General features: G+C 65.2%; 20 protein-coding genes and 1 pseudogene. 11 read left to right on the forward strand and 10 right to left on the reverse strand.

The window, feature by feature from the left end; genetic code table 11:
* Positions 1 to 47: 47 nt before the first annotated feature.
* Positions 48 to 2,978 carry an aminotransferase gene (locus G6N38_RS24675; protein WP_163750613.1) on the reverse strand — a complete coding sequence of 977 codons (2,931 nt, stop codon included), beginning with the start codon at positions 2,976 to 2,978 and terminating at the stop codon, positions 48 to 50.
* A 66-nt stretch (positions 2,979 to 3,044) separates the two neighbouring features.
* Here G6N38_RS24675 and G6N38_RS24680 point away from each other — a divergent pair, with 66 nt between their 5' ends.
* Both G6N38_RS24680 and G6N38_RS24685 read left to right on the forward strand, forming a co-directional pair.
* On the forward strand, positions 3,045 to 3,602 hold the full coding sequence (locus G6N38_RS24680) for a nicotinamidase (RefSeq protein ID WP_163750615.1): 558 nt from the start codon (positions 3,045 to 3,047) through the stop codon (positions 3,600 to 3,602).
* On the forward strand, positions 3,599 to 4,393 hold the full coding sequence (locus G6N38_RS24685) for a ketosteroid isomerase family protein (RefSeq protein ID WP_163750617.1): 795 nt from the start codon (positions 3,599 to 3,601) through the stop codon (positions 4,391 to 4,393). The genes G6N38_RS24680 and G6N38_RS24685 overlap by 4 nt, the downstream gene beginning before the upstream one ends.
* On the opposite strand, the gene G6N38_RS24690 is transcribed toward G6N38_RS24685, so the two are convergent.
* The 8 genes from G6N38_RS24690 to G6N38_RS24725 form a co-directional block, all read right to left on the reverse strand.
* Complete coding sequence (locus G6N38_RS24690) at positions 4,394 to 4,759, reverse strand: DUF488 domain-containing protein (RefSeq protein ID WP_163750619.1); 366 nt, start codon at positions 4,757 to 4,759, stop codon at positions 4,394 to 4,396.
* A gap of 15 nt (positions 4,760 to 4,774) precedes the next feature.
* The gene (locus G6N38_RS24695; protein WP_163750621.1) at positions 4,775 to 5,596 is read right to left on the reverse strand and encodes a DUF1206 domain-containing protein; all 822 of its coding nucleotides are present in this window, start codon (positions 5,594 to 5,596) and stop codon (positions 4,775 to 4,777) included.
* Positions 5,597 to 5,695: 99 nt separating this feature from the next.
* Positions 5,696 to 6,340: a DedA family protein gene (locus G6N38_RS24700; RefSeq protein ID WP_407663017.1), complete on the reverse strand. Its 645-nt coding sequence runs from the start codon at positions 6,338 to 6,340 to the stop codon at positions 5,696 to 5,698.
* 77 nt (positions 6,341 to 6,417) lie between these two features.
* Positions 6,418 to 7,281: an ABC transporter permease gene (locus tag G6N38_RS24705; protein WP_163750625.1), complete on the reverse strand. Its 864-nt coding sequence runs from the start codon at positions 7,279 to 7,281 to the stop codon at positions 6,418 to 6,420.
* A complete protein-coding gene (locus G6N38_RS24710; protein ID WP_163750627.1) occupies positions 7,278 to 8,153 on the reverse strand; it encodes an ABC transporter permease in 876 nt (291 codons plus the stop codon). The genes G6N38_RS24705 and G6N38_RS24710 overlap by 4 nt, the downstream gene beginning before the upstream one ends.
* 3 nt (positions 8,154 to 8,156) lie before the next feature.
* Positions 8,157 to 9,344, reverse strand: a complete 1,188-nt coding sequence (locus G6N38_RS24715; RefSeq protein ID WP_163750628.1) for a polyamine ABC transporter substrate-binding protein — start codon at positions 9,342 to 9,344, stop codon at positions 8,157 to 8,159.
* A gap of 66 nt (positions 9,345 to 9,410) precedes the next feature.
* A complete protein-coding gene (locus tag G6N38_RS24720; RefSeq protein WP_281357833.1) occupies positions 9,411 to 10,439 on the reverse strand; it encodes an ABC transporter ATP-binding protein in 1,029 nt (342 codons plus the stop codon).
* Positions 10,440 to 10,830: 391 nt separating this feature from the next.
* The gene (locus G6N38_RS24725; protein ID WP_163750630.1) at positions 10,831 to 11,973 is read right to left on the reverse strand and encodes an acyl-CoA dehydrogenase family protein; all 1,143 of its coding nucleotides are present in this window, start codon (positions 11,971 to 11,973) and stop codon (positions 10,831 to 10,833) included.
* A gap of 76 nt (positions 11,974 to 12,049) precedes the next feature.
* Between G6N38_RS24725 and G6N38_RS24730 the strand changes: the two genes are divergently transcribed.
* Entirely contained in the window at positions 12,050 to 12,634 is a 585-nt protein-coding gene (locus G6N38_RS24730) for a TetR/AcrR family transcriptional regulator (RefSeq protein WP_163750632.1), read from the forward strand.
* A gap of 1 nt (position 12,635) precedes the next feature.
* Here G6N38_RS24730 and G6N38_RS24735 read toward each other — a convergent pair whose 3' ends face one another.
* On the reverse strand, positions 12,636 to 13,442 hold the full coding sequence (locus tag G6N38_RS24735) for an SDR family NAD(P)-dependent oxidoreductase (protein ID WP_163750634.1): 807 nt from the start codon (positions 13,440 to 13,442) through the stop codon (positions 12,636 to 12,638).
* 410 nt (positions 13,443 to 13,852) lie between these two features.
* On the opposite strand from G6N38_RS24735, the pseudogene G6N38_RS24740 reads away from it, so the two are divergent.
* From G6N38_RS24740 to G6N38_RS24775, 8 genes and pseudogenes are all read left to right on the forward strand, one after another.
* Positions 13,853 to 14,658, forward strand: a pseudogene (locus G6N38_RS24740) (MlaE family ABC transporter permease).
* A gap of 8 nt (positions 14,659 to 14,666) precedes the next feature.
* Positions 14,667 to 15,515: an MlaE family ABC transporter permease gene (locus G6N38_RS24745; RefSeq protein WP_163746121.1), complete on the forward strand. Its 849-nt coding sequence runs from the start codon at positions 14,667 to 14,669 to the stop codon at positions 15,513 to 15,515.
* A gap of 13 nt (positions 15,516 to 15,528) precedes the next feature.
* On the forward strand, positions 15,529 to 16,716 hold the full coding sequence (locus tag G6N38_RS24750) for an MCE family protein (protein WP_163750636.1): 1,188 nt from the start codon (positions 15,529 to 15,531) through the stop codon (positions 16,714 to 16,716).
* Complete coding sequence (locus tag G6N38_RS24755; RefSeq protein WP_163750638.1) at positions 16,713 to 17,738, forward strand: MCE family protein; 1,026 nt, start codon at positions 16,713 to 16,715, stop codon at positions 17,736 to 17,738. Before G6N38_RS24750 ends, G6N38_RS24755 begins: the two co-directional genes overlap by 4 nt.
* A complete protein-coding gene (locus tag G6N38_RS24760) occupies positions 17,738 to 18,835 on the forward strand; it encodes an MCE family protein (protein ID WP_163750640.1) in 1,098 nt (365 codons plus the stop codon). Before G6N38_RS24755 ends, G6N38_RS24760 begins: the two co-directional genes overlap by 1 nt.
* Complete coding sequence (locus G6N38_RS24765; RefSeq protein ID WP_246227412.1) at positions 18,832 to 20,271, forward strand: MCE family protein; 1,440 nt, start codon at positions 18,832 to 18,834, stop codon at positions 20,269 to 20,271. Before G6N38_RS24760 ends, G6N38_RS24765 begins: the two co-directional genes overlap by 4 nt.
* Entirely contained in the window at positions 20,268 to 21,566 is a 1,299-nt protein-coding gene (locus tag G6N38_RS24770; RefSeq protein ID WP_163750643.1) for an MCE family protein, read from the forward strand. Before G6N38_RS24765 ends, G6N38_RS24770 begins: the two co-directional genes overlap by 4 nt.
* Entirely contained in the window at positions 21,566 to 23,161 is a 1,596-nt protein-coding gene (locus G6N38_RS24775) for an MCE family protein (protein ID WP_163750645.1), read from the forward strand. Before G6N38_RS24770 ends, G6N38_RS24775 begins: the two co-directional genes overlap by 1 nt.

Genomic DNA, 23,161 nt, shown 5'->3' on the forward strand with positions numbered 1-23,161 from the left:
CCCGAGTCGCTTCGCTCCCGCCCGCCGGGGGATCCCCGCGAGCTGACTCACCAGCCCGTCGACAGCACCCGGTCGAGCATGTCGACGAAGAAATCGGCCGATTCCCGGCTGATGCACATCGGGGGTTTGACCTTGAGCACGTTCTGCCGGTCGCCGGTCGGCTGGACAATGACGCCGAGCTCACGAAGCCGTTCGCAGATCGCGGCCGTTTCCTCGACGGCGGGTTCCAGCGTCGTCCGGTCGCGTACCAACTCGACGCCCATGTACAGCCCGCTGCCGTGTACGGTGCCGATCAACTCGTGGCGGGTAGCCAGCTCGTTGATGCGGGTCTTGAGGTGGTCGCCGACGGTCAGGGCGTTGCGCTGCAGCCCTTCCTTCTCCAGCATGTCGAGCACTGTCAGGCCGACCACGCAGGAGACCGGGCTGCCGCCGGCCGAGGAGAAGAAGTAGCCCTGGGTGCGGTACTTCTCGGCGACCGCGCGGGTGGTGATGACTGCCCCGAGCGGCTGGCCGTTGCCCATCGCTTTCGCGACGGTGACGATATCGGGCACCACGTCCTGTTGCTGGAAGCTCCAGAATGACCGGCCGGTGCGGCCGTAGCCGACCTGTACCTCGTCGGCGATGGCGAGACCGCCTGTGGCGCGTACCGCCGCGTAGACAGCCGCGAGATAGCCGTCGGGCAGCGCCATGCCGCCGGCATTGCCGTAGAACGGTTCGCAGATGAACGCAGCGGGTGGCTTTCCTTGTGCGGCAAGCTGTTCGATGATCTCGACGGCCTCGAGGGCGTAGCGCGCCGCGTCTGTTCCGCGATACTCGCCGCGGTAGGCGTTGGGCGAGGGGACGGTGTGCACCCACTCCGGCCGGGTGGCCAGTGCGTTGGGGTTGTCGGCCACCGACGTCGAGACGGCATCGGTGGCGTAGGTCCAGCCGTGGTAGGCCTCGGCCACTGCGACCACATCTTGGCGCCCGGTGGTGGCCATCGCCAGCCGCAGCGCCAGGTCGACGGCCTCGGAGCCGGAGTTCACCAGGAACACCGTGTCCAGCGGGTCGGGCAGGGTAGCTGCCAGCCGCTCGGAGAGCGCGACCACGGCACCGTAGTTGAACCGCGAATTGGTGTTGAGTCGGCGCCACTGACGAGCGACGGCATCGGCGAGCACGGGATGGCCGTGGCCGAGAACCGCGACGTTGTTGACCATGTCGAGGTAGCTACGGGCGTCGTTCGCCAGCATGTGCTCGCGCCAGCCGCGCTCGATGCGGGGTGGGTTGAGGTAGTAGTGCTCCTGGACGCTGGCGAAGGAGTCCGCCCGACGCCGCCACAGTGCCTCGCTGTCGTCGGCCGCCGGGGTCGCCGGTGCCAGACCGAGCAGCGGGCTGGGATCGTCAACCAGGCTCAGCCAGCCCGCGGCGTATTCGGCCCGCACGAAATCGGGGACCCCCAGGTCGAACTGTCTGCGGCACTGGATCCACACATGGGCCTCGACGGTTCCCAACCCGGTGCCTGCGGCGACGTGCTGGCCTGGTTGCAGCTGGTCGCTGATGCGCAGGGCGCCGCGCACTTCCACCGATCCTGCGGTGCCGGTCAGGGTGATCGAGTCGGCGTCGACGGCGTCCACCACGCCGCTCCACGGGGCGATGATCGGCATCGGCGCGGCCGGCCACAGGTCCACGCCGGTGCCAACGGTGGGCGCGGATTGCGGGCTCAGCGGTACCGACCGGGTCAGGCGCGGCTGGCCGAACGTGCTGACGATCGCCTGGGCGCCGTCGGCGAGTGCCTCGGCGACAAGGTCGTCCTCGCAGCCGGCGGCCAGCCACCGGCCGTAATCCACTGCGTCGGATTCCGCGGACAGGTCCAGTCGCACGACGGAACCGGCGGTCAACCCGCTGATCAGCGGGCCCTCCACCGGTAGCGGATCAGCCGTGGGCCTGACCCCCAGCGCGGCGCGGATCTGGGCGGTCATGACTTCGCGGGGCACTTCGACGGCGCGTTCGAAGATCCGCCATTCCCACTCCAGGGCGCTGGTGGCGTAGTCGTTGTCGGCATCGATCGCGGCCTGATGGACGCCGCTGACCACAAGTACCGCGGCGCGTAGCACGACCAGCGGCCAGAGCGCTTCGATCTCGGCGGGCCCCAGCGGGCGCACCGCGTGGAACGCGGCGATGGCGGGCAGGGTGGCGACAGGTTCACCGCCCTCGTGGCGCAGCAGCGAGGAGACCGCGATCGCCAGTTCTCCCACGGTCCAGGATCTGGTCAGGTCACCTAGGTCGATGACGCCATCGGGAATCCGGCCGGTATCCGCTGGACCGCATACGACGTTGTCGTCGGTGATGTCGCCATGGATCACCTGGACCGGCAGGTCCTCACTGAGGTCGGCGACCACTTGCCCGGCCGCCGCGGCCGCGGCCTCGACAGCCTCTCGGCGCGCCGCATCGGTGAGGTGCGCGGCGAGCACCTCGACCGTGCGTTGGGCGTGGCGCAAATCCCACTGCAAGACGCGGTCGACGCCGGCGTGCTCGAAGTCGGCCAGGGCACCGACGGTGCGAGCAGCCAACGCGCCCAGCGCTGCCGCCTGGGCGGGACTGACGTACTGCTCACCGCTCAGGGTGCCGCCGACCAGGTGGGCGATGATCCGTGCGTAGAGCACGGTGCCGTCCGCACCGCGCAGCTCCGCGATCGGTGCGACGCCGGCAAGCCCGACATTCGTCGCGGTGCGGACATCCGCCCCGGACTGCCGGATATGGGCCGCGGCGGCGTCCTGGGCCTCCAGTTCGATACGGGAGAACGCCGGGTTGGCGATCTTGAGGACCCCGATCGGCTCGCCGTCGGGGGCGCTCAGTAGGAAGTTGGCGTCCTGCTGGCTGCCCAGCGGGGTGACCTGTGCGTCGACCCCGAACTGGGTCGTGGCGATCTCGCGGGCCTGGGCCGGGGTGACCGCCGGCACCGGAAGCTCCTCGGCGTGGAAGAAGTCGAACAGTGTCATGGCGAACTCACTGTACTGCCGAGCCGACCGGTAGTACCGCGTCGGATCTGCCGATACGGTGGGCAGATGCGGGCGCTGATCATCGTCGACGTGCAGAACGATTTCTGTGAAGGGGGATCGCTGGCCGTGGCCGGGGCCGGCGCGGTGGTGCGCGCGATCAACGCGCTGCTGGCCCGGGACCACGGCTATGACCATGTAGTCGCGACCAAGGACTATCACGTGAACCCCGGCGCCCACTTCGCCGACCACCCCGATTATGTCGACACCTGGCCGCGGCACTGTGTGGCCGGAACCGCCGGTGCCGAGTTCCATCCGGAACTGAACACCGCGCCGGTCGAGGCGGTATTCCACAAAGGTGCCTACACGGCCGCCTACAGCGGCTTCGAAGGCGCCACCGACCACACCTCACTGACCGACTGGTTGCGTGCCCGCGGTGTCGACGACGTTGATATCGCCGGCATCGCCACCGACTACTGCGTGCGCCAGACCGCAGCCGACGCCACCCGCGCCGGCTTCAAAACTCGTGTCCTGGTGGATCTTACGGCCGGGGTCGCCCCTGGATCGACCGCCGAGGCGCTGGACGAGATGCGTGGTCGCGGCGTTGAACTGGTCCGCAGCGCGTGATGCCAGAATTGCGCTCGGCGCTGCTCGACGCCGTCGACCGCTCCCCACAGATGGCGGCCGAACACGACCGGGCCGGCTGGGTAGGCCTGTTCACCGCCGATGGCCAGGTGGAGGATCCGGTGGGTTCGCGGCCGCATGTCGGGCCGCTGCAGCTCGGGCGGTTCTACGACACGTTCATCGCACCGCGCCAGATCGTCTTCCGGCATGAGGCCGACATCGTCTCGGAGACAACGGTTATCCGGGACGTTGTACTCGAAGTCGGGATGGGGCCGGCGGTGACAATGCACATCCCGGCGGTATTGCGTTACGACCTGCGTGACGTGGCGACGCAGTGGCGGATCGAGCGGCTGCGCGCCTACTGGGAACTCCCGGCGATGGTCGTGCAATTCGCTGGTAACGGGTTGGCGGCGGGTCCGCAGGCATTGGAACTGAGCCGCGCTCTGATCCGCAATCAGGGGCTGCGCGGATCCCTGGGATTCGCCGCGGGTTTTCGCGGTGCTCGTTTCCGCGGCAAGCGGACGGTGCGGGCCTTTCTGACCGCGGTCGCTGCTGGGGACCAGTTGCGGGCCTGGCGGTCGCTAGGGCCGGGAGCGCTGATCACCCTTGGCGAGCGAAATCCGGTGAAATTCGGTGCGTTCAGCGACGAGCTGACGGGAACGTCGTGGACCACGGTAATCGCTGCCGGGTCGTCGGTGACCGTCGCACTGCGCGGCCCACGGCCGGGGGTGCTGATCGCCGAACTCGGTGCTGGCGGCGGCGTCATCACCCGGCTGCAGTACTTCGCCGAGTGACTAGCGCAGCATCTCGGCGAGGACCGCGGCCTCGCTACGGTCGGCATCCTTGGTTGCGGTGAGCAATGTCAACGCGCCGTGCCTCGCAAGCCGGCGCAGCTCGTCCAACACTTCCGCGCGTTGAGGGTCGGTCAGCTCCTCGCGATAGCGCCGAGCGAACTCGTCGAACAGCGTTGGGTCGTGGTGGTACCAGGTGCGCAGCTCCGTCGACGGAGCGACGTCTTTGCACCATCGGTCGAGCTGCGCGCGGTCCTTGCTGATACCGCGGGGCCACAGCCGGTCGACGAGGACGCGGGTGCCGTCGGCCGGCGTGGGATCGTCATAGATCCGCCGAAGCCGCACTTCATTGCTTGGTCGGTTCGCCATGACGACAAGGTTGCGCTACATCCGCGAGAAACGGGCGAGGACGAAGCAAAAGGCGCCGTAAGCGGCAAAGCCGATCGCGGCGGCGATGAGCAATGTCTTGCCGAACGGTGCCTGGCCCAGGCTCTTCACCGCGGCGTCCACCCCGGCACCTTTGGCAGGATCTGTGGTCAGGGTGGCGACGACCAGTAGAATCCCCGCGCCGCCCAACACGACTCCCTTAGCGGTGTATCCCGCGATGCCCAGCGGGGTGATCAACGGCCCGCCCCCGGTGACCGTGAGGTCCTCCTCGAACTTTGTCGACAGCCCCTTGTAGACGTGGTAGCCGCCGACACCGATGATCACCGCCGCAGCGATCAGCAAAACGGATTTCCCCCAACCGGTTTGGAGCAGCCGCGCGGTAAGGCCGGCGTTCTGCTGGCCGTTGGATTCTCCACCGCCGTTGGCGAATCGCACCGCGGCGATGGCGATCCCGGCGTATACGACGGCGAGAGCAGCCGACTTGATCCGGTCGAACACGTCGTAGGCGCCATGGTGTTCGCGCCCCGGCTCGCTGGGGTGTGAGCCGAGAACGGCTTCAGCGATTCGCCATAGTGCGAGCGCGACGAGGCCCGCCGCAGTGAGCCAGAGCGCGACGACGCCGGCGGGCTGGGCCGACAACGTCGCCAGCGCACCGGACTGGTCGGCGTTGCCGGCCGAACCGAAGGCTAGCCCCACGATGATGTAGGCGATCAACAGATGCAGGACGCCGCTGATGCTGTATCCGGCTCGTGCGGCGAGTTCGAATGGCCTGTTGTGTGCGGCCGCCTGCACGGCACTATGTACCGCGTTGTCAGCCATGACAATTGAGTTACCCCGGCCGAGCAGCGGGAAAACCCCCATGGGTAGCGCCATGGCGGCCCTACCGCCGATTCGCCGCCCTGCGGTTACGCTCGGCGCCTACGCCGGCGGTCTGCGCAGGGTCTCCCAGTCGTGCTCGGCCTCCAGCTGGGCGATCAGCCTACGGGTGCGTTCCTTGAGTAGCAGTGTCAGGCCGATGCCGATGCCGATCGCGAGGACCAATGCGATCCAGGAGAACCGCGACAGCCACTTCTCGGCGGCCAGCCCCAGATAGTAGACAACTGCGGTGGTGCCACCGGCCCAGCACAGTGCCCCGGATGCGTTGGCGGCCAGGAACTGCGGGTAGCGCATGTGCAGTGCACCGGCGAGCGGTCCGGCAAGAATCCGCAGCAGAGCGATGAAGCGCCCGAAGAACACCGCCCACACGCCCCACCGGGCGAACAGCTGCTTGGCCAGCGCCACGTGCCCAGGGCCGAAGTGTTTCGGGAAGCGCTTGCCGAGCCGCTCGAACAGTCCCATCCCGAACTTTCGGCCGATCGTGTAGCCGATCGTGTCGCCGATGATCGCACCGATAGTGGCCGACGCGCCCACCCACAGCGGGTCGATGTCGAGGGTGTGCCTCGAGGCCAGCAGTGCCGCACTCACCAGCGCGATCTCGCCGGGCAACGGAATGCCCAGGCTTTCGACGCCGATGATCAGCCCGACGACCAGGTAGACCGCCAAAGGTGGGATGGATTCCAGCATCGAGTCGACCGTCACCCGCCAAGGATGCCGTACCGACCACTGTTACCGGCGCGAACCGGCGCGTTCGCGTGTCGGACTTAGGTGTCGCGCTTGCGCCGATACAGCGTCCCGAGGGCCAACAGGATCAAGCTGGCCAACAGGATCGCGGTGGCCAGCACGTTGATCTGAGGTGGCACAGCCGCTTTCACCGCTGCGTTCACGTACAGCGGGTAGGTCACTGTCGAGCCGCTGACGAAATAGGTGATGATGAAGTCGTCCAAGGACAGCGCGAACGACAACATGGCGGCGGCGACGATGCCTGGCACGATCAGCGGCAGGGTCACCCTGAAGAAGGTCCGGGTCGGCCCGGAGCCCAGATCCAGTGAAGCGTCCTCGAGTGTCCAGTCGAAGCCACGGATCCGGGCGCGCACGGTCATGGCGATGAAGCTGATCTCGAAGGCCACGTGCGCGATCAGGATCGTGGCGTAACCGGTGGCCCAGCCCAGGTCCAGGAACAGGGTGAGCAGTGAGGCGCCCATCACGACCTCGGGTGAGGTCAGCGGCAGCACCAGAAAGGTATCGACCGCCTTGCTCCCGCGAAACCGTTGCCGGACAAGGGCAACCGCGACCAGAGTGCCGAGCACGACAGCGATCAGTGTCGAGACCGCGGCGACGTTCAGGCTCAGTTTCAACGCATCGGTCAACGCCGGGTACTTGAACGGGTTGGCCCAATTGTCCAGCGTGAAGCCCTGCCAGGTGTAGTTGAACTTGCCGGCCGGCTTGTTGAACGAGAAGACGATGATCACCAGGATCGGCAGGAACAGGTAGAACAGCACCAGCCCGGCGATGACGCGCAGGGCTATATCGCCGAGCTTGAATGTGCCCCGAAAGTTGCGGCCGGGCTTGGCTAGTCCGCCGTGGTCGATGGTCTGCGCGATCGCAGCCCCGGCCTCGGTGGTCATACGAGGTCCTCCGTGCCGAGCGCCTTTGTATACAGCAGGACACCGACCAGGATCAGTGCCATCAGCACGAAGCTCAGCGCAGCGGCGACAGGGTAGTCCTTGACGACCAGGAACTGCTTCTGAATGACGTTGCCGATCATTCTGGTCTCGGTACTGCCCAGGTAGTCGGCGTTGATGAAATCGCCCACCGACGGGATGAAGACCAGCAGGCTGCCGGCCAGCACGCCGGGCATCGCCAACGGCATGATCACCTTGCCGAACATTCTGCGGTTGGTGGCGTAGAGATCGCGGGAGGCCTCCAGCAGGCGGGCGTCGATCTTCTCCAAGCTGACGTACAGCGGCAGGATCATGAAGATGATCCAGTTGTAGGTCAGGCCGCCGATGACTGCCCAGCTGGTCGAGAGCAGGCGTCCGTCGGACGGCAGCAACCCGAGGGTGCCCAGCGTGTGGACCACCCAGCCGTCGTCGGCCAGGATCGTCTTCCATGCCAGCGTGCGGATCAGGAACGTGACGAAGAACGGCAGGATCACCAGGCCGAGTAGCAAGTTCTTGTAGCGGCCGGCTTTGAACGCGATCACATAGGCAAGCGGGAAAGCCAGCAGCGCACACAACACGGTGGCAGTCAACGCGTAGCCGAACGAGCGCAGGATCTGCTCGCGGTACGTGCTCAGCGCCTCGCCGTAATTGGCGAAATTCCAGGCGAACGTGAGTTTCGGTAGGTAGATGGACCCGCCCATCTCCGACAGCGATGTCCGGAACAGCGACACGAACGGCACGACGTAGAAGACGCCGAGGTACGCAAGTGCGGGCAGGATCATCAAGTAGGGAGCGAGTTTGCTCCGCTGCCGGTTGCTGCTGGCTACTCCCGCCATCGGTCAGCCGCCGGTGACTGCGGCGTAAGCCTTGTTGAACTCCGCGGTCTGCTCGTCGGTGAGCGCGGCCCAGGTCTTCAGTTTGTCCAGGGTGGCCTTCGGCGGGTTGATCAGCGGGTTGGCCGCCAGAGCCGGATCGATCTTGTTGAGCTCGTCGCTCATATCCGACAACACGGGCACGTACTGGGTGTGTGCGATGAGCTTGGCGTAGTTCGCCCGGTCGTAGACGTAGTTGATCCACGCCTCGGCGGCCTTCTGGTTTTGCGTCGTGTAGGGAATCACCATGGTGTCGACGAAGGTGGTACCGCCCGTGTCTGGCACCACGAACTTCAGATCGGGGTTGTCCTTCTGCAGCTGCACCACATCGCCGGAATATGCCTGGGCGATAACGACATTGCCGGAGGCCAAGTCGTCGGCGTAGTCGTTGCCGGTGAACCGGCGGATCTGTCCGTTGTCCTTCTGCTGCTTGATCAGGGCGACCGCCTTGTTCACGCCGTCGCTGGTCGGATTCTCCACGGAACTGCCCTGCGAGAGCATGATCATGCCCAGGCCGTCCTGGGTGTCGGCGAGCAGGCTGATCTTGCCCTTGAACGCCGGATCCCACAGGTCGTCGATCTTGGTGATGTCGCGCCCCGTGGCGGCGCGGTTGTAGGCCAGGGCCGTCATACCGGACATGTAGGGCGCGCTGTACTTACGGCCTGGGTCGGCTTTGGCGTCGAGCAGGTCGGGGCGCATGTTCTTCTTGTTGGTCCAACGGCTTTCGCTGATGCCGTTGAGCCAGCCCAGCCCGTTGAGCCGCGCAGCCATGAACTGAGTGGGTACCACCAGGTCGGCGCCGATGTCCTGCTTGCGCGACAGCGGCTCCTTGTTCTTGGCGAACCACTCCTCGTTGTCGTTGTAGTCCTCTTTGTAGTCGACCGTCAGTCCGGTCGCGGTCTGGAAGGCCGCGACGAATCCGTCGGCCATGTACAGCGGCCAGTTGGAGATGCGCAGTTTTCCGGTGGCGGGTGAGCCGTCGTCGGATGGTGTTGCGGGTCCGCTGGAACTGCTCGAGGTGTTCGACGACTTGCTACACGCGGCGAGGAAGGAGGGTCCCAGGACCAGCGCGGCCGCGGCAGCGGCACCGCCACCGATGAAGCGGCGTCGGGAGGACAGCGAAGCGAGGATCCGAGGGTCGATCTCTGTGGCCATTTGCCGTAGTGCCTTTCGGTGGGGTGAAGGTTTCGGTGGACGAAGCTGCAGGACTACGCGAATGGACTAGGAGTCGTCGAGCATCTCCTCGAGGTCCTCGGTGGTCGGAATGTCAGCGGCCGGCAAGACCAGCGACGCTTCGGGAGCCCAGCACACGAACACGTCGTCACCGGGACGTAGCAGGGGCAGGCTCTGCTCGGGTCCGATATGAGCCAGGATCGGGGAGTTGTCGGCAGCGGCCAACGACAGCCGCAGTACTGGTCCTTGGAAGGTCAGGTCGACCACCTTGGCGGCGACCGCGGCGACATCTCCGGTGGGCTGGTCCATCGACACTCGAACCCGCTCGGGCCGCACCATCAGGGTGGCCTGACCGCCGGGTTCGATCGTGGTGTCACCGGGCCGGGCCTTGAGCGTGGTACCGAGGACTTCCACCTCGACGTAGTCGCGGTTGACGCGGCCGGTCTGGCGGCCGTGCCACAGGTTGGCCTGGCCGATGAAGCCGGCCACGAACACCGTCGCGGGCCGGTCATAGATCTCGGTCGGGGTGCCGATCTGCTCGACGTTGCCGGCGTTCATGACCGCGATCCGGTCGCTCATCGTGAGCGCTTCTTCCTGATCATGGGTCACGTAGACGAACGTGATGCCGACCTCGCGCTGGATGCGCTTGAGCTCGAACTGCATGACGTGACGCAACTTGAGGTCCAGCGCGCCGAGCGGCTCGTCGAGCAGGAGGGCGCTGGGGTAGTTGACCAGTGCCCGGGCCAGGGCGACGCGCTGTTGCTGGCCGCCGGAGAGTTGGGCGGGCTTGCGCTTGGCGAAGTCGGTGAGCCGAACGATCTCGAGCATCTCATCGACGCTCTTTTTGACCGTGGCCTTGTCCTTCTTCTGGCTGCGCGGCCCGTAGGCGACGTTGTCCCACACCGTCATGTGGGGGAACAGGGCGTAGTGCTGGAAGACGGTGTTGACGTTGCGTTTGTGCGGTGGCACCCGCGAAACGTCGACGCCTTCGAGGCGAATCGCGCCTTCGGTGGGCTGTTCGAAGCCCGCGATCATGCGCAGGGTGGTGGTCTTCCCGCAGCCGGATGGTCCGAGCATGGAGAAGAATTCGCCGGCGCCGATGGAGAAGTCGGCGTCGGCGACGGCGATGTAGTCCTCGAAGCGCTTGACGACGTGGTCGATCTCGATGACCGGCGCGCCGTTGCTGCGCGTGGATCCGGATTTCCCGGTGGTCTGCTGGGTGGCGGTGGCGCCGGTCTCGGTCAGGGCCCGTCTCCTTATGTCCCGCGGGCCGCCGAGCAGTGCGACCTGTCGGCCCCGCCCCTAAACGATTGCGGATTTGCGTGCTCTTCGCAACCGATTCCGCAACGAAATATGAATTTCTCGATGGAATCGCTCGTTATGACCGGGGTTGGGGCACGGCTTTCGATTGGACGGCGGCAGTTGACGGGGCGTCTCAGGCCGTCGCTGGGACGGATCGTATCGCCGTTCAGGCCGTCGTGAGCGCTCGTGCGATAACCAGTCGCTGGATTTGGTTGGTTCCTTCGAAGATCTGGGTGATCTTGGCTTCCCGCATGTAGCGCTCTACGCGGTAGTCGCGGGTGTAGCCGACACCGCCGAGCACCTGGACGGCATCGGTGGTGACCTTCATGGCGGCGTCGGTGGCCACCAGCTTGGCAACGCTGGCCTGTTGGGAGTAGGGCCGGCCGGCGTCGCGCCGCCGCGCGGCATCCAGGTAGGTGGCCCGTGCGCTGGCTACTGCGGCCGCCATATCGGCAAGGAGGAAGCCGAGTCCCTGATGGTCGATGATCTTGCGGCCGAAGGTCGTTCGCTCGTTGGCGTAGGCGCAGGCCTCATCGAGTGCAGCCTGCGCGATCCCGACGGCTACCGCCGCAATGCCCAGCCGGCCTGAGTCCAGTGCGCTGAACGCGATCTGCAAGCCCTGCCCTTCGGCACCGATGCGGCGCTCGGCGTCGAGCTCGGCGCTGTCATAGAACGCGGAGGTCGTCGGTATCGCGGCGAGCCCCATCTTCTCCTCAGGTTTGCCGAAGCTCAGCCCCGGTTGGTCGCCCGCGACCAGAAAGTTGGTTATGCCTTTAGAGCCCTGCCCGGTCCGCGCAAACAACGTGTAGAAATCCGCCCGCCCACCGTGGGTGATCCAAGCCTTCGAGCCGGTGATGACGTATCCGCTCTCAGTAGGGGTGGCCGTGCAACGCAATGCCGCCGCATCAGAACCGGCCTGCGGTTCGGAGAGGCTGTAGGCGCCGATCTGCTCACCCGAGAGCATGCCCGGCAGCCAGCGTTCCCGCTGTTCGTCGGTGCCGAACGTCACCAGCGGATGACACGACAGGCTGTGCACGCTGACCGCCACGGCCACCGCGGCCCAGCGGGCGGCGATCTCCTCGAGGACTTGGAGGTAGACCTCGTAGGGCTGACCGCCGCCGCCCCAGTCCTCCGGCTGCGGCAGGCTGAGCAGCCCGGCCGCGCCGAGTTGGGCGAACACACCTTCGGGGTAGGTCTCGCTGCGCTCGTGCTCGTCGACGATCGGGCTGAGCACTTTGTCACCGATATCGCGAGTCAGCGCGAGGAGATCCGCGGCGTCCTGGTCGGGGAGGAGTCGGTCGACGGGCATGAGTGGGACCTCTCGAAGTGGTGTCGAAGAGTACTCAAAACAGTACTGAGTTACATCTACCAGTACTATTCGGCGAATGGCCACCCGCACCGCCCCGGCGTTCGGAACCCGGCGCCGCGGCGAGTTGTTCGACGCCCTGCTGGCTCTTTTTCTTGCCGAGGGGTTCGCGCATCTGACCCTCGATGACATCGCGGCTCGGCTGCGCTGTTCGAAGGGAACGCTCTACACCCTGGCCGGCAGCAAGGAGCAGCTGGTCCACGCCGTCACCGTGCACTTCTTCCGGCGTGCGACCGAGGATGTGGAGCATCGCGTCGCGGGGGTGAGTGGCGCCCGTGAGCGGATCACCGCCTACCTCACCGCTGTCGGCGCCGCGCTCGAAGTCGCCTCCGATCGATTCATGGCCGACCTGGACGCGTTCACTCCGGCCCGGGTGGTCTACGAGCAGAACACTGCGATCGCAGCTCGACGAGTCGGCGAACTGATCGCTGAAGGTGTTGTCGCACAGGAGTTCCGGGACGTGCACGCGGCGTTTGCCGCGGATCTGGCCGCGGCCATGATGGTGCGCATTCAGCAGGGCACCGTGCGGTCCACTATCGGTCTGGACGACGCGGCGGCCTACCGAGAGCTGGCGGCGATCCTCACTGCAGGCATCAACGCCTGACTCACATGTGGGCGCCGCCGTCGATGCGGATCTCGGTACCCGAGACGAAGTAGGCGTCCGGGCTGCCCAGCATCGCGACAACATTGGCGACCGCATCCGGCTTGGCGAAGATCTCGCCCTTGGGCAGTGGCAGCAGTGGCGCGACCCGGCCGAACAGGCTGTAGTCGACGTCGTCCGGCAGGCCGGGACCGACGCTCTGCTTCGACTCCCCGGTTCCGTCGGTCATTCCCGACGAGATCGACCCGGGCTGCACGGAGTTGAAGCGGATGCCGTCCTTGGCGAACTCGGCCGCCAAGGCGTGCGTCATCGCTTGGACGCCGCCCTTCGACGCGGCATAAGCCGACATATAGGGATGGGCGAAGGCGGCCGATGTCGAGCTGAAGTTCACCACGGCCGGCGCATTTCCAGCGCGCAGAGCCGGAATTGACTCCCGCGTTACCAGGAAGGTGCCGACCAAGTTCACCCGCAGCACCTGCTCGAACGCGGCGAGCGTGGTGTCGAGGAAATGATCGGAACGAAGGATGCCGGCGACGTTCACCAGTGTGTCGAGGCCGCCGAGGGTGGAGATCGCTTCACCGACACCGGTTTTCACCGACTCCTCGCTACCCACGTCGATGACCACGGTGGTCAGCCGGTCGCTGGCGTCGCCGGCCTTGGCGGTGGTGTCCTTCAAGCCGGACTCGCTGATGTCGGCGGCCACCACCCGAGCGCCCTCGCCGAGAATGCGCAGTACGCAGGCTTGCCCGATGCCCGAGCCGCCACCGGTGATCAGCACGCGACGATCGGTGTAACGCTGCAAAGTCGCCATGGCGGGTCAGTCTCCTGCTTCAGGTCGGGGATAGCGGCCTCGATCATTGTGGGTCGCCGTCGGTTGGAAGTGACGGTGATCCCGCTGACCGGGAATAGGTGGCGATGCGGTGGCGGTGGTGCGGTCCACTCTTCCCTCGTGAGCGCCGCGCCCGGAATCCTGACTGGCCCAAGCGAGTCGATGACCGAGCAGGCAAAAACGAGACACTTGAGCCCAAGTCGTCTCGAAGCCACGTGGGGAAACAACGACACCACCAGCCACATGTCTCGATTGCCGAGATTCGCTACCGCGCGGGCGCTAAGTGCACTAATCTGCGTTGGCGTCGTTGTAACACGTTCCAGTTTTGGGCTGGTTGGTGCCATGACGCTGGGTCGATGACCACGACGACGTTGGAGGCTCTGCAGATACCCATGACGAATCGCACATCAGATCGTTGGTCGCCGGGCGTCGCTCTGAGCGGTTTGTCGGGTCCGATGCAGGCTATTGGTGGTTTGTTCGCGATGTCTGCGGATGCTGTGCGGTTTGTGTTTCGGAAGCCGTTTCAGTGGCGGGAGTTTTGGAGCAGTCGTGGTTTGTGGCGCGGGTGTCGTTGGCGCCGACGTTGTTGGTGGCGATTCCGTTCACGGTGTTGGTGTCGTTCACGCTCAATATTCTGTTGCGGGAGTTGGGGGCTGCGGATCTGTCGGGGGCTGGTGCGGCTTTTGGTGCGGTGACGCAGGTGGGTCCGTTGGTGACGGTGTTGATTGTGGCGGGTGCTGGGGCGACGGCGATGTGTGCGGATTTGGGGTCGCGCACGATTCGTGAAGAGATCGATGCGATGGAAGTGCTGGGGATTAATCCGGTGCAGCGGTTGGTGACGCCGCGGATGTTGGCGTCGGGTTTGGTGGCGCTGCTGTTGAATTCGTTGGTGGTGATCATCGGGATTTTGGGTGGTTACGTGTTTTCGGTGTTTGTTCAGGATGTGAATCCGGGGGCGTTCGCGGCGGGGATCACGTTGTTGACCGGGGTGCCGGAGGTGATCATCTCGTGTGTGAAGGCGGCCCTGTTTGGGTTGATCGCGGGTTTGGTGGCCTGTTATCGGGGGTTGACGATCACTGGTGGTGGCGCCAAGGCGGTGGGTAATGCGGTCAATGAGACGGTGGTGTACGCGTTCATGGCGTTGTTTGTGGTGAACGTGGTCGTGACGGCCATTGGTATCCGGATGAGTGCGCGGTAGGTCCGGGGGTGGCGTCGTTGCAGGCTTTGTATCCGCGGATCGCGCGTCAGGTGCGCCGTCCGTTGGGGACGTTTGGTCGTATTGGTGATCACACGATTTTTTATGGGCGGGCGATTGCTGGTACGCCGCATGCGACGGTGCATTTCCGTAAGGAGATCATCCGGTTGATCGCGGAGATCTCGATGGGTGCCGGGACGTTGGCGATGATCGGCGGCACTGTGGTGATCGTCGGGTTTTTGACGTTGGCTGCTGGTGGCACGTTGGCGGTGCAGGGTTATTCCTCGTTGGGCAATATTGGTATTGAGGCGTTGACCGGGTTTTTGGCGGCGTTTATCAATGTGCGGATCAGTGCGCCGGTGGTGGCTGGGATTGGGTTGGCGGCCACGTTCGGGGCGGGGGTGACCGCGCAGTTGGGGGCGATGCGGATCAATGAGGAGATCGATGCCCTGGAATCGATGGGTATCCCTCCGGTCGAATACTTGGTCTCGACGCGGATTGTGGCCGGGATGGTGGCGATCACGCCGTTGTACTCGATCGCGGTGATCTTGAGTTTTGTGGCCAGCCAGTTCACGACGGTGGTGTTGTTCGGTCAGTCCGGGGGCCTCTATGACCATTACTTCAACACGTTTTTGAATCCGATTGACTTGCTGTGGAGCTTTTTGCAGGCGGTGTTGATGGCGATCACGATTTTGTTGATCCATACCTACTTCGGCTACTTCGCCACCGGCGGCCCGTCGGGAGTCGGGGTTGCGGTGGGTAACGCGGTCCGGACCTCCCTGATCGTGGTCGTCTCGGTCACCCTGCTGGTCTCCCTGGCCATCTACGGATCCAACGGCAACTTCAACCTGTCCGGATAGTCGAGGAGCGGAGATGAAATCAGGTATCGCGCGCCCGCTCGCCGGATTGGCGACCGTGGTGGCCATCGCCGCGATCGTCGCGTTGGCCGTTGGGCTGTTCCAGGACAGTTTCACCAAAACCGTTCCGGTGACCGTGATCTCACAACGGGCCGGTCTCGTGATGTACCCCGACGCGAAGGTCAAGCTCAACGGCGCCCAGGTCGGCAAAGTCGCTTCCATCGAATTGCTGCCGGACGGACGAGCCGCGCTACACCTTGCGCTGAACCCCGCCCGAGTCAACGACATACCCGCCAACGTGAGTGCCGATATCACCTCTTCGACGGTGTTCGGCTCGAAGTTCGTCGAGCTGAATCCGCCGGCGGACGCCTCGCCCAAGAACATCCAGGCCGGGCAGGTGATCGACGGCAAGCACGTCACCGTGGAGGTCAACACCGTTTTCCAGCAGCTGGTTTCGGTGCTCTCGCAGATCGAACCCACCAAGCTCAATCAGACCCTCGGCGCGATCGCCAAATCCCTGGACGGTCGGGGTGACAAGTTCGGTCAAACTCTGGTCGACCTCGACGCCGCGCTGGCCAAGCTCAACCCGAGCCTGGACACGCTCAATCATGAATTGGCCGTGGCCCCAAAGGTGTTCGATGCCTACGGCGACGTCTCCAATGACCTGCTGTCGACGGTCAAGAACGCGGCCAAGCTCAGCGACACGATCGTCGACCAGGACCACAACCTGGACACCCTGCTCGTCAGCGCCATCGGACTGGCCGATGTCGGCACCGAGGTGCTCAGCGAGAACAAGGATCCGTTAGCCAATGTCGTGCATCTGCTGGTGCCCACCACGGACCTGCTGAACAAGTACAACGCGGCACTGAACTGCGGTATCGGCGGCCTCGTTCCGCTGGCCACCGGCCCCGGCCTGCCGCTACCGGGAGCGGTTCTGCTGCAATCGTTCTTCCTCGGCCGTGAGCGTTACCGGTATCCGGCCAACCTGCCCAAGGTGGCCGCCACCGGCGGCCCGCAATGCACCGATATGCCGAAGGTGCCCTTCGAGACCAGCCCGCCGTTCGTGGTCGCCGACATCGGCGCCAACCCCGCCCAGTACGGCAACCAGGGCATCTTGCTGAACTCCGACGGACTGAAGCAGGCGTTGTTCGGCCCGCTGGACGGTCCGCCGCGCAACACCGCACAGATCGGACAACCGGGATGACCGCGCTGTGGAAGACGATGGTCAAGGTCGGCGTGTTCGGCGTCGTGATGATCCTGCTGACCGCCGCACTGTTCGCGATCTTCGGCCAGTACCGGTCGGGTTCGGACAACTCCTACTCGGCCGTCTTCGCCGACGCGTCGAGCCTGAAGTCCGGAGATTCGGTGCGGGTGGCTGGTGTTCGCGTCGGCACGGTCAAGGACGTCGCGCTGCAACCGGACAACAAAGTGGTCGTCGACTTCGACGCCGACCGCAAGCTCGTGCTGACCTCGGGAACCAAGGCGACGGTGCGATACCTCAACCTGGTCGGCGACCGGTATCTGGAACTGGTCGACGGCCCGGGATCGGCGAAGATCCAGCCGCCGGGCAGCCAGATTCCGCTGGACCGTACCGAGCCGGCTCTTGATCTTGACCTGCTCCTCGGTGGACTCAAACCTGTTGTCCAGGGCCTCAATCCGCAGGATGTCAACGCGCTGACCAACTCGCTGATCCAGATCCTCCAGGGGCAGGACGGCAACATCGAATCGTTGTTCTCCAAGACAACGTCGTTCACCACGGCGCTGGCCGACAACGGGCAGACGGTCCAGCAGCTGATCGACAACCTCAACACGGTGATCGCCACCATCAGCAAGGACGGCGACAAGTTCTCTGGAGCCGTCGACAAGCTGGAGAAGCTCGTCACCGGCCTGGCAGGAGACAAAGATCCCATCGGCCAGTCGATCACCGCGCTCGACAATGGCACCGCGTCGCTGACCGACCTGCTCACTCAGGCCCGCGCACCGTTGAACGGCACCATCGACCAGCTTGGCCGGCTGGCTCCGCTGCTGGACCAGGACAAGGAACTGCTCGACATCTCGATCCAGAAGGCGCCGGCCAACTACCGCAAGGTGGTGCGACTCGGTTCCTACGGCAGCTGGATCAACCAGTATCTGTGTGGCCTGTCTCTGCGTGTCAGTGACCTGCAGGGCCGTACCGCCTACTTCCCCTGGCTTGTTCAACACACTGGAAGGTGCGCGGAGCCGTAATGCTCAAATATCGTGGGTCCTCGCTGATCAGGTCGGGCTTCATTGGCCTGGCATTGATCCTGCTCGTCATCACCATCGGGTTGACGCCCGAGCGGCTGGTGTCGCTTGCCACGTCGATTCGGCATCAGGCGCTGTTCACCGAAGCCGGTGGCCTGCAGGCGGGTAACGACGTCAAGGTGTCCGGTGTCAAGGTCGGCACAGTCTCGGATGTCTCCTTGCAGCACGGCAAGGCGCTGGTGACCTTCATGGTCAAAGGGTCCGTACGGCTCGGCGCCGAGACCAGCGCTCACATCCGCACCGGAACGCTGCTGGGGCAGCGGATTCTGACGCTGGAGTCCAACGGCAAGGGGACACTCCGGGCGGCCGATGTGATTCCGGTATCGCGTACTGGATCGCCGTACTCGCTTTCGGAGTCGCTGTCCGACTTCGCCGGCAATACCGCCGAAACCGATACCGCGGCGATCAATCAGTCGCTGGATACGCTGTCGGATACGTTGGATCGCATCACCCCGCAGCTGGGCCCGACCTTCGACGGGATCAGCAAGCTGTCGCGGATGATCAACGAGCGCAACGATTCACTGGCCAGTCTGCTCAAGAGTGCGGCGAACGTCACTGGGATTCTCTCGCAACGCAGCGCCCAGGTGAACACGCTGTTGCTCAACGCCAACGACCTGATCGGCGTTCTTCAGCAGCGCCGTTACGCCATCGTGAACCTGCTGGCCAGCACCTCGGCGCTGTCGCGGCAGCTGAGCGGGATCGTGGCCGATAACGAGAAAGAACTGGCACCGGCTCTTGAGAAGATCAATGCTGTGACCGCGATGTTGGAGAAGAACAACGACAACATCACCGCAGCCATGAAGGGTCTGGCCAAGTTCCAGCTGACGCAGGCCGAAGCGGTCAACAACGGCTTCTACTACAACGCGTTCGTCGGCAACCTGTTGCCGGCCCAGACGCTGCAGCCCTACCTCGACTACGCGCTCGGCTTCCGGCGCGGTACCGATGCGGGCCAGCCTGCGGACAACGCCGGACCACGTGCGGAATTCCCGTTCCCGTACAACGGAATACCGCAGCCTTATGAGCGATGGGGGCAGCCATGAAGTCGCGTAGGGGGCTGACGGTCGCCGTGGCCGTGGTGCTGGCGGTGGTAATCGTCGGTGGGATCGGATGGCTGCTCCGCGCAACCGTCTTCAAGCCCAACACCATCACCGCCTACTTCACCAGCGCCACCGCGATCTATCCCGGTGACGAGGTGCGGGTGGCCGGGGTGAAGGTCGGCACGATCGAGTCCATCCAGGCCCAGGGGACCAAGGCCAAACTCGTGCTGGCCGTCGATCGGAAAGTGCCCATCCCGGCCAACGCAGAGGCCGTCATCGTCTCGCAGAACCTGGTGGGCGCCCGCTACGTTCAGCTCACGCCGCCCTATGAGGACAAGGGCCCCACCATGGCCGACGGAGCGGTGATCGGTCTCGACCGCACCGCGATCCCGGTGGAATGGGACGAGATCAAGACCCAGTTGATGCGGCTGGCAACCGACCTCGGGCCGGCAAGTGAAGGACAGACCACCTCGGTGGGGCGCTTCATCGACACCGCGGCCAACGCCTTGGACGGCAACGGGGAGAAGCTGCGGGACACCATCGCGCAGCTGTCCGCGGTCAGCAAGGTCTTGGCCGACGGCAGCGGCAACATCGTCGACACCATCAAGAACCTGCAGACCTTCGTGACGGCGTTGCGCGACAGCAACACCCAAATCGTCCAGTTCCAGGACCGCTTGGCCTCGCTGTCCAGCGTGGTCGATGGCAGTCGGTCGGACATCGACGGGGCCCTGACGAACCTGTCCAGCGCCGTCGTCGACGTTCAGCGGTTCATCGCCGGCACGCGTAACCAAACCGCCGAGCAACTGCAGCGGCTGAGCAGCGTGACCAAGAACCTCGCCGACAACAAGCTCGTCGTCGAGAACCTGCTGCACGTGGCGCCGAATGCGATCGGCAACGCCTACAACATCTATAACCCCGACTCCCAAAGTGCGCTCGGTGCTTTCGCGCTGGCCAACTTCTCCAACCCCGTCCAGGTCATCTGCTCGGCCATCGGTGCCGTGCAGAACGCGACCGCGGACGAGACCGGCAAGTTATGTGCCCAGTACCTCGGACCCGCGCTGAGGCTGTTGAACTTCAACTACCTGCCGTTCCCGTTCAACGCATATCTGGGCAAGTCCACCAGCCCGGACAAGCTGATCTACACCGAGCCGGGGCTTGCGCCGGGTGGTTCCGGTGCGACCCCGCCGGGTTACGAGATTCCGCCCACCGTGTCGGCATACACCGGGTACAACGGCGATGTGCCGGGACCCGCTGGCTGGGGCGGCCCGCCGAACACTCATCAGGGCGCCTACGCGCCCAACGGATTGCCCGCCGATCCGTCGCCGGCACTGTTCCCCGGTGCTCCGATTCCGCCCGGCGTCCCGGTCGGGCCGGCGGCTCCGCCGCCGTCGAACCTGGAAGGCATGTTGCTTCCGGCCGAAGGGAATCCGCCCTCATGATGCGTCGTAGTTCGGTGCAGCGTCTCCTGGTGACCGCGTCATGTGTGGCGGTGACAGTGACCGGCTGCAGTTTCGGGGGGTTGAACTCCCTGCCGCTGCCGGGGACTGTCGGCCATGGCAAGGGCTCGACCACCTATCGCATCGAGATCGCCAATGTCGGTCAGTTGGAATCTAATTCGCCGGTAATGGTCGGCGACGTTGTCGTCGGCAGTGTCGGCGAGATGACGGTGACCGACTGGCATGCCGATGTCGAGGTGTCGGTGGAACCCGGTGTGGTGATCCCGGCCAACGCCGTGGCATCGGTGGGGCAGACCAGCCTGCTGGGCTCGATGCACCTGGCGCTGAACCCGCCGCTGGGGCAGGCGCCCAGCGGGGTTCTGCAACCCGGTGCGACTCTGGGCCTCAACCGCTCGTCGACTTACCCGTCGACAGAGCAGACCCTTTCGGCGCTGTCGGTCGTCGTCAACGGCGGGGGACTTGGCCAGATCGGCGACATCATTCACGAGTTCAGCGCGGCCCTGGGCGGCCGCTCGGACCAGATCCGCGACTTGCTCACGCGGCTCAACGATTTCATCGGGCTGCTGGCAAACCAGCGCGACAGCATCAACGAGGCGGTCAACTCGTTGAACCGGTTGGCCGGCACCTTCGCCGGCCAACAGGAAGTCCTCACCGACGCGCTCAACCGGATTCCGCCCGCGCTGGACGTCCTGGTGAAGGAACGGCCTCGCATCACGACCGCGCTCGAGAAGTTCCGCGATTTCTCCAATTTGGCCACCGGCCTGGTCAACGACACCAAGACCGATCTGGTCCGCAACTTGCAGAACCTCGAACCGACGTTGAAAGCACTGGCCGATGTCGGGCCCAAGCTGGACACCGCGCTGGCCTACTTGCCGACGTTCCCCTACACCCAGCAGGTGATCGACCGCGCGATCCGCGGTGATTACCTCAACCAGTTCATCATCTTCGACTTCACCGTTCCGCGGTTGAAGAAGACCTTGATGCTCGGTACCAGCTGGGGTGACGAGAACGCCAAACTCGTTCCGGCGCCGGGGGATCCGTGGTACGCGACGTACACTTACGATCCGCTCAACGCCCCGTTCAGCCCCGCGCCGCCGCCGACCCAGGTGGCCGACATCCCGCCGTTGATTCCGGCGCCTCAGGGCGGCCAGCAGGCCTCCCTCACCGGCGCCACGCAGCCCGCGCCCGGCGCGGGCGCTGGTCCACTGCCCGGCGCGGGCTCTGGTCCACTACCCGGTCCGGCCCCGCAAGACGCACCACAGGACGGGGGTAACTGATGCTGACACGGTTTGTCCGAAATCAGCTCATCATCTTCACGATCGCGTCGGTGGTCGGCATCGGTGTCATGGTGGTGGCCTACCTGCAGGTGGGGACCTTGCTCGGCATCGGCAAGATGACGGTTACGCTCCAACTGCCCAGAACCGGTGGGCTCTACCAGTTCTCGAACGTCACCTATCGCGGTGTTCAGCTGGGCAAGGTCACCGAGGTGCGGCCAACCCGCACCGGTGCCGAAGCCACGCTGATCCTGGACACCAATCCGAAGGTGCCCGCCGACCTCGAGGCACGGGTGCTCAGCGTGTCGGCGGTCGGTGAGCAATACGTCGATCTGGTGCCGCACACCGATTCCGGACCGTATCTGCACGACGGCTCGGTCATTCCGGTACAGCAGGCCCGCGTCCCGCAGGCAGTCGGCCCGATGCTCGACCAAACCAACACGCTGCTCAAGAGCATCCCCACCGATCGGCTGAGCGATCTGTTGAGCAGCGCCTACAAGGGTCTGAACGGCGCGGGTGACGATCTCACGACGCTGAACGACTCCGCATCGAAGCTCGCCGCGGATTTCAGCGGTGCCGCCGACCAGGCCCGCACCCTGGTCGATGACAGCCGACCGCTGCTGGACGGCCAGCTCGCCTCGACCGATGCGATCCGCACCTGGGCACACAGCCTGGCGGGGATCACCGATCAGCTCAACACCAATGACCCGCAGTGGCGCGGCATCTTGGCCAATGGCCCGGGTGCGGTCGACGAGGCGTCGGCGTTGTTGAACCAGGTGAAACCGACGTTGCCGGTGCTATTGGCCAGCCTCACGACCTTGGGGCAGGTGGGCGTGACCTATAACCGCAGCCTGGAGCAGTTGCTCGTGCTGCTGCCGCCCTACGTCGGCTCGATCCAGGCGGTCGGTTCGCCGCTGAACAACCCGACCGGCATGACGCTGGGCGACTTCACGCTGACGATGAACGACCCGCCGGCGTGCACGGTCGGCTTCCTGCCGCCGTCCTCGTGGCGGTCACCGGAGGACGTCTCCGATATCGACACTCCGGACGGGTTGTACTGCAAGCTCCCTCAGGACTCGCCGGTCGCCGTCCGCGGTGCGCGCAACTATCCGTGCCAGGGCGAGCCGGGGAAACGTGCTCCGACCGTAGAGATCTGTGACAGCGACAAGCCGTATGAGCCATTGGCCATGCGACAGCACGCGACAGGTCCCAACCCGATCGACCCGAACCTCGTCGCACAGGGCATCCCGCCCGACGACCGGACGTCGTTCCAGGACCACATCTACGGACCGCTTCAGGGCACACCGATGCCGGCGGGACCGGTTCCGGCTCCGCCGTCCGGCCCGATACCACCGGTGGGGGGATTCACTGGGCCGGTGGGTATCCCGAATATCGCGCCGACCGATACCGGCGGCGGCCCGGGAGCCGCGCCAAGCGCCTTCAAGCCGGGAGCACCCGGCGGTCCGTCGGTGGCAATCGCCACCTACGACCCGGCGACAGGGCAGTACGCCACGCCGCAGGGCAACGTGTACCGCCAGACCGATCTGGCGCAGTCCGGCGGCGATCGGTCGTGGAAGGATCTGCTGCCTACTACATGA

Source organism: Mycolicibacterium helvum (genome assembly GCF_010731895.1).
Lineage (GTDB): Bacteria > Actinomycetota > Actinomycetes > Mycobacteriales > Mycobacteriaceae > Mycobacterium > Mycobacterium helvum.

What these genes read in the sequence shown, in the direction of transcription:
- G6N38_RS24730 (WP_163750632.1), top strand. Translation starts at nt 12,050, where the DNA reads ATGGCCACCCGCACCGCCCCGGCGTTCGGAACCCGGCGCCGCGGCGAG.
- G6N38_RS24700 (WP_407663017.1), bottom strand. Translation starts at nt 6,340, where the DNA reads ATGCTGGAATCCATCCCACCTTTGGCGGTCTACCTGGTCGTCGGGCTG.
- G6N38_RS24720 (WP_281357833.1), bottom strand. Translation starts at nt 10,439, where the DNA reads ATGCTCGGACCATCCGGCTGCGGGAAGACCACCACCCTGCGCATGATC.
- G6N38_RS24750 (WP_163750636.1), top strand. Translation starts at nt 15,529, where the DNA reads ATGAAATCAGGTATCGCGCGCCCGCTCGCCGGATTGGCGACCGTGGTG.
- G6N38_RS24755 (WP_163750638.1), top strand. Translation starts at nt 16,713, where the DNA reads ATGACCGCGCTGTGGAAGACGATGGTCAAGGTCGGCGTGTTCGGCGTC.
- G6N38_RS24765 (WP_246227412.1), top strand. Translation starts at nt 18,832, where the DNA reads ATGAAGTCGCGTAGGGGGCTGACGGTCGCCGTGGCCGTGGTGCTGGCG.
- G6N38_RS24680 (WP_163750615.1), top strand. Translation starts at nt 3,045, where the DNA reads ATGCGGGCGCTGATCATCGTCGACGTGCAGAACGATTTCTGTGAAGGG.
- G6N38_RS24695 (WP_163750621.1), bottom strand. Translation starts at nt 5,596, where the DNA reads ATGGCTGACAACGCGGTACATAGTGCCGTGCAGGCGGCCGCACACAAC.
- G6N38_RS24735 (WP_163750634.1), bottom strand. Translation starts at nt 13,442, where the DNA reads ATGGCGACTTTGCAGCGTTACACCGATCGTCGCGTGCTGATCACCGGT.
- G6N38_RS24775 (WP_163750645.1), top strand. Translation starts at nt 21,566, where the DNA reads ATGCTGACACGGTTTGTCCGAAATCAGCTCATCATCTTCACGATCGCG.
- G6N38_RS24690 (WP_163750619.1), bottom strand. Translation starts at nt 4,759, where the DNA reads ATGGCGAACCGACCAAGCAATGAAGTGCGGCTTCGGCGGATCTATGAC.
- G6N38_RS24710 (WP_163750627.1), bottom strand. Translation starts at nt 8,153, where the DNA reads ATGGCGGGAGTAGCCAGCAGCAACCGGCAGCGGAGCAAACTCGCTCCC.
- G6N38_RS24725 (WP_163750630.1), bottom strand. Translation starts at nt 11,973, where the DNA reads ATGCCCGTCGACCGACTCCTCCCCGACCAGGACGCCGCGGATCTCCTC.
- G6N38_RS24770 (WP_163750643.1), top strand. Translation starts at nt 20,268, where the DNA reads ATGATGCGTCGTAGTTCGGTGCAGCGTCTCCTGGTGACCGCGTCATGT.
- G6N38_RS24675 (WP_163750613.1), bottom strand. Translation starts at nt 2,978, where the DNA reads ATGACACTGTTCGACTTCTTCCACGCCGAGGAGCTTCCGGTGCCGGCG.
- G6N38_RS24760 (WP_163750640.1), top strand. Translation starts at nt 17,738, where the DNA reads ATGCTCAAATATCGTGGGTCCTCGCTGATCAGGTCGGGCTTCATTGGC.
- G6N38_RS24715 (WP_163750628.1), bottom strand. Translation starts at nt 9,344, where the DNA reads ATGGCCACAGAGATCGACCCTCGGATCCTCGCTTCGCTGTCCTCCCGA.
- G6N38_RS24705 (WP_163750625.1), bottom strand. Translation starts at nt 7,281, where the DNA reads ATGACCACCGAGGCCGGGGCTGCGATCGCGCAGACCATCGACCACGGC.